Source organism: Pseudomonas sp. GP01-A4 (assembly GCF_058780865.1).
The window spans coordinates 40,595-58,603 of sequence record NZ_JBYSWF010000048.1 but is presented as its reverse complement, the minus strand read 5'-3'; the positions used below and the strand labels follow the sequence as shown (position 1 = coordinate 58,603).

Annotated in this window: 16 protein-coding genes; 7 read left to right on the top strand and 9 right to left on the bottom strand. The window is 56.9% G+C overall.

Annotation, left to right across the window (positions count from 1 at the left end; translation table 11 throughout):
- The first annotated feature begins 760 nt into the window (after positions 1-760).
- Together AC3WKX_RS23790 and AC3WKX_RS23785 are read left to right on the top strand one after the other, a co-directional pair.
- Entirely contained in the window at positions 761-1,741 is a 981-nt protein-coding gene (locus AC3WKX_RS23790; RefSeq protein ID WP_102604456.1) for an integrase domain-containing protein, read from the top strand.
- Positions 1,738-2,013: a hypothetical protein gene (locus tag AC3WKX_RS23785; RefSeq protein ID WP_010567876.1), complete on the top strand. Its 276-nt coding sequence runs from the start codon at positions 1,738-1,740 to the stop codon at positions 2,011-2,013. The genes AC3WKX_RS23790 and AC3WKX_RS23785 overlap by 4 nt, the downstream gene beginning before the upstream one ends.
- Positions 2,014-2,589: 576 nt before the next feature.
- Here the strand turns inward: AC3WKX_RS23785 and AC3WKX_RS23780 are convergent.
- The 4 genes from AC3WKX_RS23780 to AC3WKX_RS23765 form a co-directional block, all read right to left on the bottom strand.
- Positions 2,590-4,758, bottom strand: coding sequence for a cysteine peptidase family C39 domain-containing protein (locus AC3WKX_RS23780; protein ID WP_010567875.1), 2,169 nt, complete (start codon positions 4,756-4,758; stop codon positions 2,590-2,592).
- 781 nt (positions 4,759-5,539) lie between these two features.
- A complete protein-coding gene (locus tag AC3WKX_RS23775; RefSeq protein WP_010567874.1) occupies positions 5,540-5,971 on the bottom strand; it encodes a ubiquitination-like system serine protease family protein in 432 nt (143 codons plus the stop codon).
- Complete coding sequence (locus AC3WKX_RS23770) at positions 5,968-7,155, bottom strand: ThiF family adenylyltransferase (protein ID WP_102604455.1); 1,188 nt, start codon at positions 7,153-7,155, stop codon at positions 5,968-5,970. The genes AC3WKX_RS23775 and AC3WKX_RS23770 overlap by 4 nt, the downstream gene beginning before the upstream one ends.
- Entirely contained in the window at positions 7,130-7,879 is a 750-nt protein-coding gene (locus tag AC3WKX_RS23765) for a multiubiquitin domain-containing protein (protein WP_010567872.1), read from the bottom strand. Before AC3WKX_RS23765 ends, AC3WKX_RS23770 begins: the two co-directional genes overlap by 26 nt.
- Positions 7,880-8,092: 213 nt before the next feature.
- Between AC3WKX_RS23765 and AC3WKX_RS23760 the strand changes: the two genes are divergently transcribed.
- The 3 genes from AC3WKX_RS23760 to AC3WKX_RS23750 all read left to right on the top strand — a co-directional run bounded on the left by AC3WKX_RS23760 (position 8,093) and on the right by AC3WKX_RS23750 (position 10,596).
- The gene (locus AC3WKX_RS23760) at positions 8,093-8,464 is read left to right on the top strand and encodes a helix-turn-helix domain-containing protein (RefSeq protein WP_010567871.1); all 372 of its coding nucleotides are present in this window, start codon (positions 8,093-8,095) and stop codon (positions 8,462-8,464) included.
- 14 nt (positions 8,465-8,478) lie between these two features.
- Positions 8,479-9,348, top strand: coding sequence for an ImmA/IrrE family metallo-endopeptidase (locus AC3WKX_RS23755; RefSeq protein ID WP_010567870.1), 870 nt, complete (start codon positions 8,479-8,481; stop codon positions 9,346-9,348).
- A 906-nt stretch (positions 9,349-10,254) separates the two neighbouring features.
- Complete coding sequence (locus AC3WKX_RS23750; RefSeq protein WP_102604454.1) at positions 10,255-10,596, top strand: DUF6124 family protein; 342 nt, start codon at positions 10,255-10,257, stop codon at positions 10,594-10,596.
- A gap of 69 nt (positions 10,597-10,665) precedes the next feature.
- On the opposite strand, the gene AC3WKX_RS23745 is transcribed toward AC3WKX_RS23750, so the two are convergent.
- The 3 genes from AC3WKX_RS23745 to AC3WKX_RS23735 are packed head-to-tail and all read right to left on the bottom strand — an operon-like array spanning position 10,666 to position 12,270.
- Positions 10,666-11,376, bottom strand: a complete 711-nt coding sequence (locus AC3WKX_RS23745; RefSeq protein WP_003218108.1) for an SDR family NAD(P)-dependent oxidoreductase — start codon at positions 11,374-11,376, stop codon at positions 10,666-10,668.
- A gap of 31 nt (positions 11,377-11,407) precedes the next feature.
- Positions 11,408-12,058: a DsbA family oxidoreductase gene (locus tag AC3WKX_RS23740; protein WP_102604453.1), complete on the bottom strand. Its 651-nt coding sequence runs from the start codon at positions 12,056-12,058 to the stop codon at positions 11,408-11,410.
- Positions 12,055-12,270 (bottom strand): tautomerase family protein, encoded by a 216-nt coding sequence (locus AC3WKX_RS23735; protein WP_003218111.1) that lies wholly within the window; start codon positions 12,268-12,270, stop codon positions 12,055-12,057. Before AC3WKX_RS23735 ends, AC3WKX_RS23740 begins: the two co-directional genes overlap by 4 nt.
- A 258-nt stretch (positions 12,271-12,528) precedes the next feature.
- Between AC3WKX_RS23735 and AC3WKX_RS23730 the strand changes: the two genes are divergently transcribed.
- Positions 12,529-13,302 carry an alpha/beta fold hydrolase gene (locus tag AC3WKX_RS23730; RefSeq protein ID WP_173882999.1) on the top strand — a complete coding sequence of 258 codons (774 nt, stop codon included), beginning with the start codon at positions 12,529-12,531 and terminating at the stop codon, positions 13,300-13,302.
- A gap of 72 nt (positions 13,303-13,374) precedes the next feature.
- On the opposite strand, the gene AC3WKX_RS23725 is transcribed toward AC3WKX_RS23730, so the two are convergent.
- Both AC3WKX_RS23725 and AC3WKX_RS23720 read right to left on the bottom strand, forming a co-directional pair.
- Positions 13,375-14,661 carry an OprD family porin gene (locus AC3WKX_RS23725; protein WP_003218115.1) on the bottom strand — a complete coding sequence of 429 codons (1,287 nt, stop codon included), beginning with the start codon at positions 14,659-14,661 and terminating at the stop codon, positions 13,375-13,377.
- A gap of 272 nt (positions 14,662-14,933) precedes the next feature.
- Complete coding sequence (locus AC3WKX_RS23720) at positions 14,934-15,641, bottom strand: DsbA family protein (RefSeq protein ID WP_102367902.1); 708 nt, start codon at positions 15,639-15,641, stop codon at positions 14,934-14,936.
- A gap of 227 nt (positions 15,642-15,868) precedes the next feature.
- Between AC3WKX_RS23720 and AC3WKX_RS23715 the strand changes: the two genes are divergently transcribed.
- A complete protein-coding gene (locus tag AC3WKX_RS23715; protein ID WP_102604452.1) occupies positions 15,869-17,941 on the top strand; it encodes a TonB-dependent receptor in 2,073 nt (690 codons plus the stop codon).
- Positions 17,942-18,009 lie beyond the last annotated feature (68 nt).

The window sequence follows — 18,009 nt, the reverse complement described above, 5'->3', positions numbered from 1 at the left end:
ATGAGTGTCCGGATCAGCGTGGAATCACTGTCCGGATGCGCGTGGAATGGGTGTCCGAGTCAGCGTGGAATCCGCAGGCAAAGAGTTGTCGTTGACAGCAACCCAGGTAGCCAGAACCTTTAAGGCTACGCCACAACGTGGTGGTTCTCCCAAAGTGCGATTAGCGTCCGGCGGCTCGCACGGTCACAGCGATGTGATGGATGCCTACTTTTACCAGTGTGCCCACTGCGGCAACTCATCCCCTTTCATAGCTGCCCTGCAGCAACCTATCCGCTTGGCCATTTCCTTGCGCCAACCTGCGCCCGTCTCTTTCTTCTGGAAAGAGACGGGCGCTCCTACCGCTGCTGCAGCCCAACTCGTACAAGGCATTGCGGCATTCCCCCTCGTGACAATCGGCGTGACAAACACCGAAAAGTCACCAGCAACAGCGATGCAGATGATGGTGCCGCAGCCCACGGGATGGACTGCACCTGACTGACAGTCAGGTATGCCCTGGTCATCGCCTCACTGCCTTCACCTGACTCAGGATCTCGCGGCATTGGTCTCGTCAGCCAGCGCAGCCTCCACCCGCCCACTTCCTTGGAAGTGTTCAGGAGGCCAGATCATGAGATGCCCAGGCTCCCGGTCGTAAAGAGCCGCCAGTCCCGCGTTAGTGGACAACCCTCACAGGTCGCAGGGGCCTTGATCCCTGATAACACTCAACATTCTTGGCGGGATGACGTGGGGCGGGATCGGGAGGTACAAGTAGGAGGTAGTCGATATGGCATTGATGGGAAAACGGGATGGCCGTAACTTTGGGTACGGCAGGCAGTTGAGTTATGCGGGGCCGCAGGCGCTGAAAGACATGTTCGGCGGCGGCCACTACGGCACGGTCAAGGCGCACTGTGATCGGTGGTTGGCATTCGTGAAGTGGTGTCGGTCTGAAGCGGGTCCCGGGGTCAATGATGCGCGGCAGATTGATCGCGAGGTATTGTCGGACTATGCCGCATACCTTCGCGGCCTGGTGGAGCACGGCGACATAGCTATCAGCACTGCACAAAACCGGCTATCCAGCGTTAACAGGACCATGGCAGCGCTTCGTGGTGATCAGTATGTGAAATTGCCAAGTCCGAGCAAGACATTAGGTATGCAGCGCACTGGAATTCGTCACTCGGTGCCGCAGGGCCAAGACCGCGAACAGGTTAAGCAGATTGTCGATGCGCTTTGCAGACATCATCAGCTACGGTCAGCAGCGATCATTCTATTGGCACGATCCACCGGCATGCGCTTGCGTGAGGCCATCTTGGCTGACCTGCCACGACTAAGTCGTCAAGCTAAAGACTTAGACAAGATCAACATTCAGGACGGCACCAAAGGCGGCCGCGCCGGTGCATCAGCACCCCGTTGGATTACGATGGACGAGCGCATTCGAGGCGCGCTTGAGTTTGCACAGCAGGTATCGCCTGCAGGTAGTCGCAACCTGATTGCGCCAAGCGAAAGTTATTTGAATGTTCTGCAGGAAGTCGTCCGCCCTGCACGGGACATTCTTCATGCATCCAACCTCAAAGGCTTTCATGAGCTCCGGGCGGCGTACGCATGCGAACGCTATGAGCAGATCACCCAGCATCGCGCACCTATCAACGGAGGTAAATGTAGCCACGTAGATCGGTGCCTTGATCGTGAGGCACGGAGGCAAATCAGCTATGAGCTCGGGCACGGTCGGATCGATGTGGTCGGCGCCTACATTGGGAGGCACACATGAGTAAGTCATTCGATATGGAATTGTTCTTGGCTGGCGTGCTGACCGGATCGCATGCGACCCGGCAACGTCATTTACGTCAGGCGAAGCTAATCCAAACGGAAATTGCAAAGCGTTGGCAGCGAGAGACACCTTGGGCTTGGCAGAGAAAGCATGTGGCTTGGTTTCTCGAACATCGCATGAGCCAGCGCAGTGAGGCGGCGCGGTATTACTACCTGCTGACGATCCGGCTGCTCGCTCGACGCCTAGAAACATCATGGATTTTCAATCTCTGAGTCGGACCTGGTCTTGATAGTCACGGCCGACAGCAATCGGCCATAAGCGGCTATCGTGCGCACACCAAGACGTGTGGGGCTACACCATCTCGATGCAGCTCATCTTGGGATATACCATGCATGTCTTATGCATCATAAGACCAGTGCGTCCAGTAGTGCCCGGGCTTGATCAGAGCGGCGAAGGTGCTCTCGCATGACACCGCCGCCGCTTGGGCAGCCTCTCGCCGCTTGGCGATGATGATCCCGGCTATCTCATTGAACGTTGAATCCAGGCCGTGCTCCCACACCCACGCTCTGAACTCCGAATAGATTTGGCGATGGTAGCTGTCGAAGCTACCCCAATGCTGACCAATGTCGAACGGGTACTGATCGCTGTCTTGCTGGCGGAGAACAAAATCCTGGAGCCGGCGTGCGGTTCAGTAGGAGTCGTCCAGAAGGATGTGTCGGTGCTGATCGTAAGGTGACTGTGGCTTCTCTGGCTTCTCGCGGGTGGAGTGCCTTGCCAGCCTAGACTACGGAAGCATGCCGCCCCGGTGTCATTAGGGGGAAGGACATAGCCCTCCCCTAATGAAACCATCACTCCGCCTTGGGAGCGGGAGCGTCCGGGTAAAACGCTTCAAACGTATCGCGAGGAAACAGTGATCGGATCTTCAGCAGGGCATTCGCAAGATACAGGGTCTTCTCAGCCGCAGAGTAGTCACTGCTGTATCGGCCAGAGAAGAAATTGACGACCCAGCCGTCTTTGGTACGACGTATCTCTCCTGCAATTCGTGCAGCCTGCATCCCCGTCATGCTCGGGTGCCCTAGCTCAGCCGGCTTAGGAATGTCTTCGGCGAGGAATAGCACACCATCCTTACCAATCGCCCAAATAAGCTTTCGCGTGAAGCTTGGGTCTTCAGCCACCTCTTTGTACGCCTCATGAATTTCACTGAGGGGTATTTGTTGAGGATCCCAGAATCGCTTCGCGGTCGGATTGGTACCCTTGCCGTCCCGTGAAACTTCGTTATCTTTGATATGGTTGGGCGCTCTCAACGTTCCATACATGCTGTTGAGGTGGCTTTCGTAGTCATCCCGGCGACGCTTGAGCGCTCGAGTGAAGGCAGAGAAAAAGTGTTGATCGTCGAGCCCCCCAACCTTTAGCTCCAGGCCCTTGAATCCTCCAAGCATGGCATCAGCGTAGATCGGATCGTGTATATAAATGCCCGAAACGGCGTTGCCCAATGGAATATCCGTAGCGTCGAGCAATATACGAAACGCAGGCTCGTCATCCCAGAAAAAGTCGATCTGCCATTGCAGGCGGGCAAGGTGGCCGTTCAAGAAAGCGAGCTTGTCTTCTCTCCAGCGAACGATCAAGGACTCATCTAACTCCCATTCGCCCAAGCGGTCGCCCGGCTTGCGATGAGTCACATGTGTTCGCACATCATCACGGGCTTCGGCAATCGAGGCCAGTTTTATGTGGAAGCTAACCTTCGGCACCTTGACCTTAATCAGAGGGCATACCTCTGATACCAGGAAGCCGTCGATCTGCTCGGCGATCCGAATTGCCGTGCCATGGGCATAGATGAAAGGCAACCGGGTCTTTCTATCGGCTGGAACGATGGAGATGTCAGGCACGATCACTTCGTGCGGCTCGACCCATGTCGAGGCATCAGGCTCTCGAATCGACATCGCCAAGCCCCAGCGCGTCTCCATCCCCGCAGGCGTGTTCTTTTTGAGGATGTCTTTAAGCATGACCATTTGAGCACGAGCGTATGGCCCAAGGCGGTCGTCATGGACATAGACCCATTTATTGCCATCTCGGAAATCGTAACCGAGGGCGGTGATGGCGTGCCCAGCTTTGACAAACTCTCCGGATTCGTCAGGTGTCAGGCCAAACACAGTACCAGTCAAAATTACAGGCAAGTCGCTGTCGATGTGCGCGGCCAAGTATTCCTGGAAGAATTCCTGGCTGGATTTCTCCAGGTTGCTGTTGTGGTAACGCAAACCTTCGACATCCAACGTTCGCTGAATCTGCTTATTGCTAAGCTCTTTGTTTGGGAAACCGTTGCTTGATCCGTCCACAAAATTCAAAGCCGCGGTGGTGATCTCACTGCAGGACTTGATGTCTTTAACCCCTCGGCCTGGCAGGCCATGAAGGGCCGTCCAGATCGCGGTGGTAGCGCAAGCAGCAACAACCTTGTCCTGTTCTTGGAAGGCGATTGAGTCGACGGTGAGCTTCAGGCCGAAGAGGTTCACCTCGTAGCGCCTGTCGATTTTCTTCTTGCCCGGCCCTCTGTCACCACTTACCCGCAGGCAGGTTTTACCCACGAACGTTCGGGTCAGTGGCTTGATCACCATGAAACCGAGGTAATGTTCCTGCAGCGACTCCAGAGTCAGCTTCAGTTCTGGCTTGTCTGCAAAAACCACATCCGAGTCCCCCACCAGCAGCGCGTCGAGCTGCTTGTGCGTGAGGTCGCAGTTGAAGAAATGCAACCGAGCGCACTTATAGCCATCGTTGCCGAAACGCCCCAGGTAGAAACGCGAGTAATCTTCTAGGAAATCTCGGTCGATGTACTGATGCTCGAGCAGAATGCTACCGACAGTCTTCTTATCTTCCGATAGCTCCGGCATGAACGACTTGAGGTAGTTGTAGATGTACTTGATCTGGCGCTTTTCGAAGATGTCAGCGTGGTCGTAGGCAAACGGCTCATGGATCAACGCTGCCAGCGTCGCTTCCTCGAAGCTGGTAATGAGGTATGGGGTCATTGTGATCGCGCAAAAAAAAGCAGCCCATCAGGCTGCTTTTATATGAAGAGATTTTTCAGAGGCTGCAGGTCTTGGCCAGCAGAGCCGGAGTCACTTCTTGAGCCGTGAAATGAGAAGCCAGACGCTTATTGGTGTTAACCATACGCTCACGCGCAGCCCGTAGGCTCTCTGCATGCGTGCCATTGCGAGTGCGGGCTTCTTCAATCAGACGCTCAAGAGTCATCGCTCTATCCTCTAAAATACAGGTTCCACTTACAACAAGTAGTACCCAATGCGCGACCACAGACTTCGAAAAATCGAAGCTAGCGTGGTACTCGAGACGCTCACCAAGGAGGCGCGGATTATCAATCCTCGCCATCTCTCACTACAAGCGACCATCTCACCAGCCGACAAGCGGCAATGAGACTGTAGTTCAGACCGAGCGAAAGCTCCAAGGTTCATGAAAAACAGCTCCAGAGCTGGCAACGAGCAGTACCCACGAGGGTGATCCGCTCACGCAGATCTTGGTTGGCCCGCCTTACCCTACGGCACATAAATGCCGAAACCTCCACACACGGAAGTGCCCTAACGAGGGCAGGAGGCATTGGATGGATCCAGTATGGCATATGGCCGTCGTACACTTAAAGTGTAATTTTCGACAAATTTGAGCACCCTAACGGTGCAAAAAGACGGGAGACTCAGTCGAGGGGAGGTCGCTTCAATCGCAGAATTAGGGCCCTTCCTAGCACGGGCCCTTCCTCTTTCTCTACATACAGTGGAACGTGAGAGGCCAAGCTGGCCACTACAACCCCAGCCATTTCCTCAATTTTTCGAACAGTGAGAGCTCTGACTGTAATGTCGGCACAGGTTGATGAGTCTCGCCGCTTGGCTTGGCAACCTGAAGGCGCGCCTTCGCTTCCGCGTCTCGCTTACGCCCGGCGTTGATCGCTTCCTGAGACATGTCCCCAGCCCACTCGATACGACCCGAGCGTACCCAATAGTGCGAGCGGCAAGGAAACGTCCAGTTGCCCACAGAGGGCTTGAGAGAAACGTCTTCCCCATCGAATGACATTTGCCAATCGGTTGGGGAAAAAGGTGTGATCACCTTGGTTCCGCAACCACAGGCGCACAGGTGAGCGGCGGTGGCGAACTCCATGGCGAGATAGATCTCTCCTGGCTCCAGCTTGCCTGGGAAGCTTTCGACAAACTGCGGTGCCAAATGCTTTACCTTCATGACTCGTCCTCGCTGTTGCCCATCTCGTTGAGGTTGGTCGAGTAAGTGACGTGGCCCGCTTTACATTGATCGACGTAGAAGCCACAAAGCCGCTTCCACATGCCCACTGCGAGAACCGCGTTGAGTGCATTCAGATCAGCGATTTGAATGTTCGAGCGGTAAGCATCCTCTGCCTCATTGTCGGTCAACGGCATCGTACGGGCGGCGTGGTCATGGTGATTCAGTGTCAGAGCCGTCACCCGGCAGGTGCCCCAGACTTGCTGAGTATCATTGACCAGATGTACTCCCATGCCCACATCAAGCAGTGACGTACGAGTTCCATTGAGTTCCCGGACGACCAGAGCTCGCGCTGGGGTGTTGTCTACACAAAGAAACACGTAATCAAATTGTCGGAGTTCACCCACGTTCTCTGCGGTGATCATCGACGGGTGCTGAGTGATTCCACGATGCATCTGGCTGTAGACCTCTTGGAGGTACTCCACCTTTTTCAGTCCTCGCTCCAATGTGGCAAACGGTACAGCACCTGGATAGCGGAATGCGTTGTGCTGCTGGAGCAGATCGCCATCGTAGAGGTGAATCTCTGCCACTGGCGTTTTCGCGATTTGATCCAGGATGTAAGCACCGGTGCCGCCCAACCCTACAATCGCAATTTTCAGCCCCTTGAAATTCTGTGTGGGCATCGCGATACCTGCGCGTGGTGACGCCGTGTCCGTGTAGGCGAACACAGTGTCTTCCGTCTCCGACCGAATGGGAGCGAAGGTTTTAGCAGTTACGCTAGGGTCTATTGCCTGGGCTTGGCCGGTCAACATTGATACGTAGATCGAGACTTTCTGGTAGTAATCGGCGTAGTCGCTACCCCGAAGCTTGGCCGAGAAATAGTGGTTCACCACCAAGTCCGGCAGCAGCGTAGCCGCGTTGCTGTTGTTGATGATTTCATCAAGGGGACGCCCTTGCGAATTGCAAGGGCAGTCACCAATGAAATGTGCTGTATGGTCGCTCGGTTTTCCCGCAACATCAGCCACCAAGTTGAGCGCCATAACCAACACGCCTTTGCACACCTGACGCTCAGCGTTCACGTAGGGGACGTCCCGAACCAGGAGATAACCTTCCTTGGTGTCTAGGTTGTACCCTTCGTTGCGCAGGCTCAGGAGATGAGGACTACGACTTATCAGTTGGTGTGACATTGAAGTGCATCCCCTTCTTGATACGGACGTGTTGGCCATCAACCAGGTTGGTGAGCGAGTTGCCTTCGTGGCCTTTGGCGTAGGTCACGGTGAAGTGGGCATTGGGGGCCGGCTGCGCATCCGGGTAGGCCAAGTGCACTACCTCCCAGTACGACAGAGTGTGGGAGTGAACAAACACTGGCTGCGTATTGACGAAGACCTTGATGTTGATTTCAACCGCAGCAAAGTGCTCCACACCCGGACGGGCCAGGTCGAACAGGTCACGATCTTCGATCAGCTCATCGTCATCGCCCGGCACCACCAGGAAAATGTCGTACTTCTGCGCGTCAACGCCGGCGAGTTGCTTGAGAGTGCGCCCGGAGATCCGCTGAGCCCCCCAGTCCTGAGCTTGGCCATTGATGAAGAAGCGGTAGGAGCGGTCGCTTTTGAAAGCTAAAAATTTCTCAATACCAGCCAGACGCAGATCTGTCGTGTCTCCCGGGCTGAGCAGATCTAGATGGCCGTTGGTGAGAAGTTGATACAGCAGGTATTCGTCGACCGGACGGAAGCCGGCCTCCTCCAGCACCTGCCGCCCGGTTGGAACGGGGTCAGTAATTACGAGAGGCCGGTACTCCAGATTTTCGTTCCCAATCTGGATTTTGTAGGGGCCATGGTCACGTACCTGGCGACCTGCGGCGAGGGCGGCGGCAACGTCTTCAATCTCTAAGTCGTTCAACTGTGTCATGGATAAATCCTCGCATTTGAACCAGATGAGCCGTTGCCTAGCCAGACAACACTATGGCTCTAAAAAAACGACCCCGATGGTCGTTGCCTAGCCAGACAACAGTAGACTTCAAAAAAAACCCGCTTATCATGGATCATGAATCGCGAGCTGTTGCCTAGCTAGACAACAGCCTACTCCCGCCCCAATGGGCATTGCAATAGGTTGGAGAAAATAATGGATTTGGCCGGGTTCATCGCGAGCATGCGTGAACGAAAAGAGCTGAGTTTCCGTGACTTGGAGAAGCGCGCAGGTGATCTTGATCACGCCTACATCTGGAGGCTGGAGAAGGGAGATCGAGCGGCTCCGTCAGAGGATGTCGTCGTCCGCCTGAGCCATGCACTCGAGCTCGACAACCGAGAGAGTGACGTGTTTCGGTTACTGGCCAAGTCCGTGACGGTAGAGAACGCGCTGTATCTCCTAATGCTCGAGCGCAAGGACATCCCTTGGGAAGACTTCGAGGATGTGGCCACCATGAGCTTCCGGGGCGAACGCCCAGATACCAAAGAAGCCTGGATAAAGCGGATCGAGCTCATTCAACAGATGTAGGAACGGAGATTTTCATGGACGAAACCACTGCGGTTTTATTGGCCCGCAAGCTGCTGAAAGACGCCAACGTCACAACGGCGCCAATTGATGTTGAGGCATTGGCGCAGTCATTGGGCTTCCAAATCTCCCGGAAAGAGCTCGATGAGGGAGAGGCAGGCTTCACGCTCATACGGCGCGAGAAGAAGTACATTTGCGTAAACCAGCAGGACAGCGTAGTGAGGCAACGCTTCACAATTCTCCATGAGATTGCACACCATGTGCTCGATCAACCGTCCAAACATGAGAAGGTGCCTTCTGACGAACTAGAGCGCTTCACCGGGCGCCCTCCCGAGGAAATTCTGTGCGACATCTTTGCTGCAGAATGCTTGGTGCCATGGCAATTGATCCAACCGCTCGCGGAACAGAAGGACTTTACGCTGGAGCATCTGACCGAACTGGCTGAGCAGTTCCAGGCTTCCCGCTCCTGCATTGCCTCCAGGTTTGCCCAAGCTTCCAATGATCACTTGGCATTCGTGGTGACCGAAGACGGCATCATCAAATACTCCATCGTTTCTAAGGCACTCAAGGCATCAAGAGTATGGATCAGCAAAAACGTCGTCCTTCCTAAAAACTCCGCTGCCGCCAAGGCATTGAAGTCGGGTGTCAGCGGGCTTCATGAAGCAGATACGGAAGGTCTGGATTGGAGTAATAGTGATGACGCTAGGCGGTTCGCCTGCTATGAGCAAGCAACTTATTACGCACCGACCAAACAGACCCAGTCCATCATCATTTTCGATGAGCTTGAACAGCGCCCGGCTTCAGCAGGCTATCGTGCCGCCGATGACAACGGTGGTTTGCTGGAGGAGCTCGATGGCTATCCTGGGTGGTCGAAGCCCCGCTACTAACCGCTCCCCCGGCATCTAACAGAGGGTGAGCAGCTAGCGCTCACAAGCTCAAAACTGATATCGCAAGTATGCTTGTACAACGCGATCTGGCCTGAGCCCGGTGTTCGATAGGGAACGGTGGTTCCCAGCTCATCTGGCGAGTTCTTCAGGCGTCGCGAAATGAACTGGATCATCGAGTCCGGGAAATACACCAACGCCTCGTTGAAGCCGACCCGTTGCTCGATCAATCTCACCGAGTAATCGCTCCTAGTTTGGCTTTTTTTGCGTCGATGAAAGAACGGGCACGTCAAAGGATATTTTTAGAGGTAGTTGGTTGTATATCATCAATAAAAGTATTTATAAATCATATGGCTAATAAGATTTTCGACTCCTGGTGCCGCACCATACAAAACGAAGCCCTCGCAGAAATGCGGGGGCTTTGTTGTTTCTGGGGTGTTCATATTCTGTCTACGCCTGGCGCCCCAACTGAACAAGCCGGTGAGCCTCCAGAAAGATCAATTCCTGTAGCGAAGTCCCGCCTTCAGCGTTTTATGCAGAATTATGGGTAGCCAATAATTATGGCGTATCCATAAAAAGAGCTAATTCATGAGCACATGCCGCTGCGGCCCCGAATTTTCGTACACCCATATCAGCTTGCCTCCCCATCCTCCACCCCGCTAACCTCCCCCAGTCGCTGCAAAATCAGCGGCCGGATGTGGAAGTCCGTACTATGGCTAAAGGCGCTCAAACGCCCATGAACACCTGCCGGCGTTTTTTTTCGCCTGTATTCTTGTGTTATGGCGGCTGTGTGCGGGGCACTTCGGTGCGCCGGGTTCCTTTAGCCCCGGTCTTCCACACCTGCGCACAGCTGCCACCCTCATGTGGAAGTGAGATTGGCAGTTCCTGAATCGCTAAAGGAGCTTCGCCATGTTCAAGGTCACACCCAACCCGCCTCAAGCCCCAATCGACGCCAAGCTTCATACCGCCGCACAGCGGGCGATTGATCATTACTTGCACCCATCAGACGATGCAGAACCTGCGGCGCGTCCAGGCAGTAATCTGTTCTCCGTTTCGCCCGATGTGGATACCGAAACGCTGCTGGCCAATGCCGCAGAAACCCTCTCATCAGCCAACGAGATGGTCTCGAATCTGGCATTTGAGTTGGAAGGATCACAAAGGGCAGTGGCATTGGGGATTCAGCAACTGATTGAGTTGAGTTCAATGCTGGTAGATCGAGCGTTGGAACAAGTCGCGCCTGCAACCCGTTAATTTCGACAGGCCAACAAAAAACGCCCCGAACGATCACTGTCCGGGGCGTTTTTTATTCAGCCGTATCGCTTAGTGCCCAGCACTCTGCCCACCGTCCACATGCAGAATTTCCCCGGTCACAAACCCAGCCGATTCCAGGTACACAATCGCCTGCGCAATATCCCGCGCTTCACCCATGTGCCCCACCGGATGCAGGCTGCCCAACGCCGCATGCGTCTCTTCCCCATGCATCGGCGTCTTGATAATCCCTGGGCTCACCGCGTTCACGCGAATGCCGCGCTTGGCGTATTCAATCGCCAGCGATTTGGTGGCCGAGTTCAGCCCGCCTTTGGTCAGCGATGCCAGCACCGACGGCACGCCATCAATCGCGTGGTCCACCAGACTGGTGGTGATGTTGACGATGTGCCCGGCGCCCTGTTTCAGCATCTCGGTAATCGCCAGTTGGGTGATGTAGAAGAACCCGTTCAGGTTCACCGCCAACACGTTTACGTAGTCTTCGTGGGTGTAGCTGGTGAACGGTTTGGCGACGAAGATCCCGGCGTTGTTGATCAGGCTGTCGATGCGGCCAAAACGCGCTACGCCTTCGCGGATGACGCGCTCGGCGGTGGCCGGGTCGGCGATGTCGCCGGCCACGGTGAGGATGTCCGGATCCGTCGACGGTTTGATCGACCGGGAGGTGGCAACCACGCGGTAATCCAGCTCGCGGTAAGCCTTCACTGCTGCAGCGCCCAGGCCTTGGGATGCGCCGGTGATCACAACGACTTTTTTCGAATTGCTCATGATGAAACCTCTATATGGAAAATGGGATGGTTCAAGCAGCCGCGGCGGACATTTCCCGCAGCATCTGTTCGTAGTAACTGACGGATTGCGACCCGGAGACCAGTTGGCGGCCATTGAGGACCATGGCCGGTACGGAGTTGATGCCGTGCTCGCGGTAGAACGCTTCCAGCGCGCGCACTTCATTGGCGTAGGCGGTAGAGCCCAGCACCCGTCGTGCGCCTTCAATATCCAGCCCGGCCTCGGCGGCCAGACCCGCCAGGGTTTCGTGATCACTGACGTTCTGGCCATCGCTGAAATACCCGCGCAACAGCGCCTTTTTCAGCTCGAGCTGGCGCCCTTGCTGCAAAGCCCAAAACAGCAACCGATGGGCGTCGAAGGTGTTGTAGAAGTGGCTGCGCTTTTCCAGGTCGAAGGTGAAGCCGATGGCCGCGCCTCGCTCCATCAACATCCTTTTGCCGCTGGCAACTTCCTCGGCGCTGCGCCCGTATTTGCGCATCATGTGGGCAACGGCATTTTCGCCTTCGGCCGGCATGTCGGGGTTGAGCTCGAAGGGTTTGAAGGTCAGTTCAACCTTCACTTCGCCCGCCAGGTTGTCGATGGCTTGCTCTAGGGCGGTGGCGCCGAGGGCGCACCATGGGCACACCACGTCGGAAATGAAGTCGATGGTGACAGGCGTGCTCATGACGGATTTTCCGCGAGCTGTTTGCGGTACTGGGTGGTGGTGATGCCGGCGTAGCCCCAGTTATCGGTGTCGACTTCTTCAATGACGATGTGGGTCAGGTCGGGGCGTTTGTTGAGGACGCGTTCGAGGGTTTCGGTGATCTCGGCAATGACCTGGGCTTTCTGCTCCGAGGTAACGCCGTCGCGGGTGATACGTACGCTGACAAATGGCATGACAAGGCTCCAGTGACTTGCCCATCGACATGGTGGGCAGGCAGTGAGGCCAATTTAAGAGGTTGCTTGAGGTGGATAAAGGTGGGTCGGAGTACTTCATTAGTGATGCTATGTAATCAATAGAGACGTCCGGCGCTGCGTTTTTTTACTGCTCCCTGGAATAACCGCCCTCCCCGCGCGTCTTGCCTACATGCTTAAGGCAGGCTGCAAACGCCTTGAGTGCTGGCCGATAACCCCTCACTTACGGACGTGCCCCACATGCTTAAATCCACATTCAAAACCCTGTTGCTGCCTACACTGATGGCCGCCGCGATGCTCAGCGGCCAGGCCTATGCCGCCATCCCGGCGCTGTCGGACACCACCGTGGTGCTGGTGCACGGCGCCTTTGCCGATGGCTCCAGCTGGAACAAGGTGATTCCGTTGTTGCAGGCCAAAGGCTTGAAGGTGGTGGCGGTGCAAAACCCGCTGACGTCCCTGGCCGATGATGTGGCCGCCGCCCAGCGGGTGATTGATGCCCAGAGTGGGCGGGTGGTTCTGGTGGGCCATTCGTGGGCCGGCAGTGTGATCACACAGGGCGGCACCAGCGACAAGGTCAAGGCACTGGTTTATGTGGCCGCGTTCGCGCCGTCCGAGGGCCAGAGCTCTGCCGAGTCCGAGAAAGGCTACCCAACCCCGCCGGGTATCGAGACCATCAGTGCCGACGCTTCCGGCTACTTGTATTTGCCCGCCGCGTCCGTGGCGAAAAACTTCGCCCAGGACTTGCCTGCCGACCAGGCCAACCTGATTGCCGTGACCCAGGGGCCGATTCTGGGCAAGGCGTTCGACGATAAAATCACGGTCGCCGCCTGGAAAACCAAACCCAACTATTACATCGTCGCCGCCAAGGACCGCATGATCGACCCGGGCCTGGAGCAGGCCTACGCGAAGAAAATCAATGCCACCACCACCGTGGTGCAAACCAGCCATGTGCCGATGCTGTCGCAGCCGCAAAAGGTCGCAGATGTGATCATCGCAGCCGCCAGCAAGCGCTGATCGCAGGCATAAAAAAACCCCGAACCAGTCGGGGTTTTTTATCGCCTTGAATCAGGCGCGACGCCGAATCAATTAGAAAACGTTGATTGGGTAGTCGGCGAACAGGCGGATCTCGTTACCACCCACGTTGTAGTTGCTGGCGTTGTTGGAAACGCGCAACCACGACGCACGGGCACGCAGGCTCAGGTCTTTCGCCGGGCCGCTCTGTACTACGTATTTGAACTGGTTGAAGATTTCACGCTCGGTGCCACTGCCGCGGTTGGAACCGTCGTCAATGTTGGTGCCGCGCACGTAGGCGATGTTGTAGGTCAGGCCAGGCACGCCGAAGGCGCTGAAGTCCAGGCCGTAGCCTGCTTGCCAGGAGCGCTCGTCCTTGCCGTTGAAGTCAGACCAGTAGGAGTTGGCCAGCAGGATGGTGTTGCCACCGTCGCCGATGCCGCCTGCGTTGCGGTAGCCGCCGTACAGGTAACCGGTGTCACCGGTGCTGCGCTGGTGAGCCACGGTGAAGCTGTGCGGGCCAACGGCCCACGTGGCGCCCAGGCTCCAGATTTTGTTGTCGCGAGCGTCGGCGTCACCTTGGTTTTCCAGGGCGAAGCTACGGTCGAGCTTGGTCTTGTAGCCGTTGAAGTCGAAGGTCAACGATTGCTTCTCTGGCAGGGCCAGCACGTAGTTGACGTTGACGTATTGCTTCTTCAGCACGTCCTGCATGTTGGAAGCGTAGAGCGCTGCCGACAGGCTTTCGGTGAATTTGTAGCTACCGCCGATGTAGTCGATGCTTTTCAGCGCGCCACTGTCGGAACCCTCGGCGCTCTTGCGAGCTTCCTTGGTGAAGTGACCAGCGTCCAGCTGCAGGCCGGCGATTTCCTTGGAGACGATCGAGGTACCGGTATAGGTTTCGGACAACAGGCGGGAGTTGTCGTATTCCAGGACCGGCACGGCTGGCATCTGATCACCGTACTTGATCACGGTGTTGGAGATGCGTGCCTTGACGGCAGCGCCGCCCTTGGCCAGGTCGTTGGCTGCTTCGCCGCTGTCGCCTTGCTTGAAGAAGTCGATACCGCCAGCGCCGCTGCGACCTTTACCACCATCCAGGCGAATGGCGTATTGGCCGATCACGTCCACACCCACACCAACGGTGCCTTGGGTGAAGCCGGACTCGAACTTGCCGATAAAGCCCTGGCCCCATTCGGCTTTGTCTTGCTTGCCGTTTTTGTAGTCGCGGCTGATGTAAGCGTTGCGTGCCGCGATGTTCAGGTGGCTGTCTTCAACAAAACCCTTCGATTGGGATTGGTCGTCAGCCATTGCTTGCGTAGCGCTCAAAATCCCCAGAGCGATCAGCCCCATCCGTTGCTTCAACATTTTCTTATATTCCTTATTACTGGTTGAGTACGCGCTGTGACACCAGGCTCCGTGTTGCTTTTCTGGTGTCGACTTTCCCAGATAAAAAAAGGCCCGCGGACGACGTGAAATGCCGCGGGCCTTTTTTTATTGGGGAAGTCATGGCGGTTAGCCACAGGCGTTGGGGCGAATCCTATCCGCGCCCTTTACTGTGTGTCAATTTCGTGAATCTTCTGTATTTAGGCTAAAAAAGTCTAAGAAACATTAAATAGCCATCATTGCGCAAGGCTCTATCAAGCGCTTCCTGGATCTGCACACCCCTGCAGGCCACACATTGGTGCACTCGATTGGGTGGGTTGAATCGAAATTGCGACTCTTTGTCTCAGCCACTCAACGAAGGCTTCTGGCTTGCCCAACCAGGGGCTGATATCGAGCAATTGCAGTTGCCCATTCTGCTCCAGGGCCAGTGTGGGGAAGCCCTGGCCGCCGACTTTTGCCAGCCATTGGCGGCTGTCATTGATGTGCGCTTGAGTTGCTGCGCCAAGGATTTCACTGAAAGCGGCGGTGAAGGCTTGGGGATCCAAACCGATGGATTCGGCCAGGGTCAGCAGCACGTCCTTATCGGCAATTCGGCGACCTTCGACGTAGTGCGCCGTTTGCAGACGCGCCAGCAGTTCCAGGCCTCGACCGGCGATTTTTTCTGCGGCCAGCACGGCGCTGGTCGGCGGGGCTGAATCGAACACCGCACCGTGGTCCCGCAACAAACCTTCGAAATACGCTTCGCCAAACGGTTGCCCGGTGTACTCGGCGATGCGCCGGTCGTGGGGCATTACGTAGTCACGCAACTGCGGCGATACGGATTGACGATTCGCGCCGGTCATCATGCCGCCGCCGTGCAACTGGATTGATAACACGCTCCGGGCGGCGCTCAGCAGCGGCTCGGCGCCGTAACACCAGCCGCACAGCGGGTCGTAAATGTAGTGAAGTGTGGCTGCCGACATGACGGGCTCCGATGGATGTTGATGACCGGCAGATTAGTCTTACGCACAATTGGGAAAAACCCCGGATCGGCTTTCAGACTGTTTCGAGAATCGGTCGAATACCCTTGAAAAACATACGCCGTAACATTTTTCAGAAAGGTCCGCCTAGGAATAGATAACCTGCGCAAATAGTAAGCATTACCATTAACGCGCTTTTATTCTGCCAACCTTTTTGGATACACACCCCGATGCCTGCCCTTCGCCTGACGCCCATGACCCTTGGGCTCTCTGTCCTGCTGTCTGCCGGATTTACCTGCGCTGCCACTGTCCTGCCGGAAACCTCCGTGAGCGCCGAAGCTGACGAGGACGACCCGCGCGTCAAGGAAACCAGCACCGCCACCCGCACCGCCACACCCGTGCGTTATGTGCCCCAGGCCATCGACTCGGTAAAAACCGACAACCTGCGTTCCTACGGCACCAATGACCTGGGCCAGGCCTTGAGCGGTATACCCAACGTCAGCAGCGGCGCCGACACACGGTTCGACAGCCTGCGCATCCGCGGCTTCGACGCCAGCAACGATTTCTACCTGGACGGCGTTCGCGACGACAGCCAATACGTGCGCGACCTGCACAACATCGAACGCATCGAGGTGCTCAAAGGCCCGGCAGCCGTGTTGTACGGCCGCGGCGGCCAGGGCGGCATCGTCAACCGTGTGAGCAAGCTGCCCCAGGCCGGTCGCGCCTCCAGCATCGAGGCCCAGGGCGGCAGCAATGATTTGCGCAGCCTGTACGCCGACCTCAGCACCGACCCCACCGACACCATCAGCCTGCGCCTGAACATGGGCAACCAGGACAACAACAGCTTTCGCGACGGCGTCAGCGGCAATCGCCAACTGTTTGCGCCGTCCATGAGCTGGCAACTGAGCCCCGACCTGAACTGGCTGGTGCAGTACGAATACAGCCGCTACAACCGCACGCCGGACCGGGGCATTCCCGGGGTCAATGGGCGGCCGGCAGATGTCAGCCGCGGCACCACTTATGGTGACAAGCGCGATTACATCGACGACACGTCACAATCCCTGCGTTCGCGGCTTGCCTATGAGCTGAACGACAGTTGGCAACTGCGCCATACGTTGGGCGTGTTCACCCTAGACAGCGACTTCGATAACACTTACGCCGTCAGCTACGACCCAAAAACCGGCAAGGTCGGGCGCCAGCGCTGGCAGCAGGACTTGACCACCCGCAACATCCTCAACAACGTCGAACTGGAAGGCGGCTTCACCACCTTCGGCCTGGAGCATCGCTTGCTCACCGGAGTGGAATTGGGCAACCAGCGCCGTGACCCGAAACTCTATCGAGCGCCGCTCGCCGCTGTGCCGAGCGTGGATGTGTACAACCCCAACCCGGACCTGCGCCGCTACGGTCGCCTGCCGGCATTCAGCAGCAGTCACACCGAAGCGCAAAGCCAGGGCCTGTATGTGCAGGACCAACTGCGCCTGAACGATCAATGGCAACTGCTCGCCGGCTTGCGCTATGACCGCTTTGATGTGGAGTCCACCAACAAGCTGACCAACGCCTCGGAACAGGTCGTGAGCCACAGCACCAGCCCGCGCGTGGGCCTGGTCTGGACGCCGCTGGAACACCATTCGTTCTATGCCTCGTGGAGCAAGACGTTCTCGCCGACCGGCGGCGGCCTGATCGGCATCACGCCCAATGCCACGGGCAACGCCAACGACCTGAGCCCGGAGCTGACCAAACAGAAGGAAATCGGGGTCAAGAGCGACTGGTTCGACGACCGCCTGAGCACCACCCTGGCAGTGTATGAATTGGAGCTCTACAACCGCCGCACCCGCGACCCGCTGGACCCGACCATCACCCTGCTCAGCGGCGAGCAGCGTTCCCGTGGCGTGGAGTTGACCGCTACCGGCAAGGTCGTCGGCAACTGGTACGTGCGCGGTGGCGTCGGCCTGCAGGACGCCACGGTGGTGAAAGACAACAATGGCTTTGAAGGCAAGCGCATCAGCGACGTGGCCAAGCGCAACGCGAGCCTGTTCGTCACCTGGAAACCGGAGATGGGCTGGTACGCGGAAACCGGGCTGACGCTGGTGGGTGAGCGTTATGCGGATAACGCCAACACGGTGGCGTTGCCGGGTTATGGCCGTTGGGACGCACTGGCCGGGTTCCGGCAGAAGGAATGGGATGTGCGGGCGGCGCTGAACAATATCAGCGACAAGACATACTACGCGTCAGCGACGAGTGCGGCGCAGATTCAGTTCGGCGACCCGCGCAGCCTGGTGGTGACCGGAACCTACAGTTTCTAACAGGCTTGCGTGGCGAGGGAGCTTGCTCCCGCTGGGGTGCGAAGCGCCCCCAAAATAGGCGACTGTGT

Bases quoted from the DNA above. Each gene is read 5' to 3' on its own strand.
- AC3WKX_RS23735 (WP_003218111.1), bottom strand. From the start codon at position 12,270: ATGCCATTTGTCAGCGTACGTATCACCCGCGACGGCGTTACCTCGGAG.
- AC3WKX_RS23745 (WP_003218108.1), bottom strand. From the start codon at position 11,376: ATGAGCAATTCGAAAAAAGTCGTTGTGATCACCGGCGCATCCCAAGGC.
- AC3WKX_RS23760 (WP_010567871.1), top strand. From the start codon at position 8,093: ATGGATTTGGCCGGGTTCATCGCGAGCATGCGTGAACGAAAAGAGCTG.
- AC3WKX_RS23780 (WP_010567875.1), bottom strand. From the start codon at position 4,758: ATGACCCCATACCTCATTACCAGCTTCGAGGAAGCGACGCTGGCAGCG.
- AC3WKX_RS23770 (WP_102604455.1), bottom strand. From the start codon at position 7,155: ATGTCACACCAACTGATAAGTCGTAGTCCTCATCTCCTGAGCCTGCGC.
- AC3WKX_RS23775 (WP_010567874.1), bottom strand. From the start codon at position 5,971: ATGAAGGTAAAGCATTTGGCACCGCAGTTTGTCGAAAGCTTCCCAGGC.
- AC3WKX_RS23750 (WP_102604454.1), top strand. From the start codon at position 10,255: ATGTTCAAGGTCACACCCAACCCGCCTCAAGCCCCAATCGACGCCAAG.
- AC3WKX_RS23740 (WP_102604453.1), bottom strand. From the start codon at position 12,058: ATGAGCACGCCTGTCACCATCGACTTCATTTCCGACGTGGTGTGCCCA.
- AC3WKX_RS23765 (WP_010567872.1), bottom strand. From the start codon at position 7,879: ATGACACAGTTGAACGACTTAGAGATTGAAGACGTTGCCGCCGCCCTC.
- AC3WKX_RS23725 (WP_003218115.1), bottom strand. From the start codon at position 14,661: ATGTTGAAGCAACGGATGGGGCTGATCGCTCTGGGGATTTTGAGCGCT.
- AC3WKX_RS23755 (WP_010567870.1), top strand. From the start codon at position 8,479: ATGGACGAAACCACTGCGGTTTTATTGGCCCGCAAGCTGCTGAAAGAC.
- AC3WKX_RS23715 (WP_102604452.1), top strand. From the start codon at position 15,869: ATGCCTGCCCTTCGCCTGACGCCCATGACCCTTGGGCTCTCTGTCCTG.
- AC3WKX_RS23730 (WP_173882999.1), top strand. From the start codon at position 12,529: ATGCTTAAATCCACATTCAAAACCCTGTTGCTGCCTACACTGATGGCC.
- AC3WKX_RS23785 (WP_010567876.1), top strand. From the start codon at position 1,738: ATGAGTAAGTCATTCGATATGGAATTGTTCTTGGCTGGCGTGCTGACC.
- AC3WKX_RS23720 (WP_102367902.1), bottom strand. From the start codon at position 15,641: ATGTCGGCAGCCACACTTCACTACATTTACGACCCGCTGTGCGGCTGG.
- AC3WKX_RS23790 (WP_102604456.1), top strand. From the start codon at position 761: ATGGCATTGATGGGAAAACGGGATGGCCGTAACTTTGGGTACGGCAGG.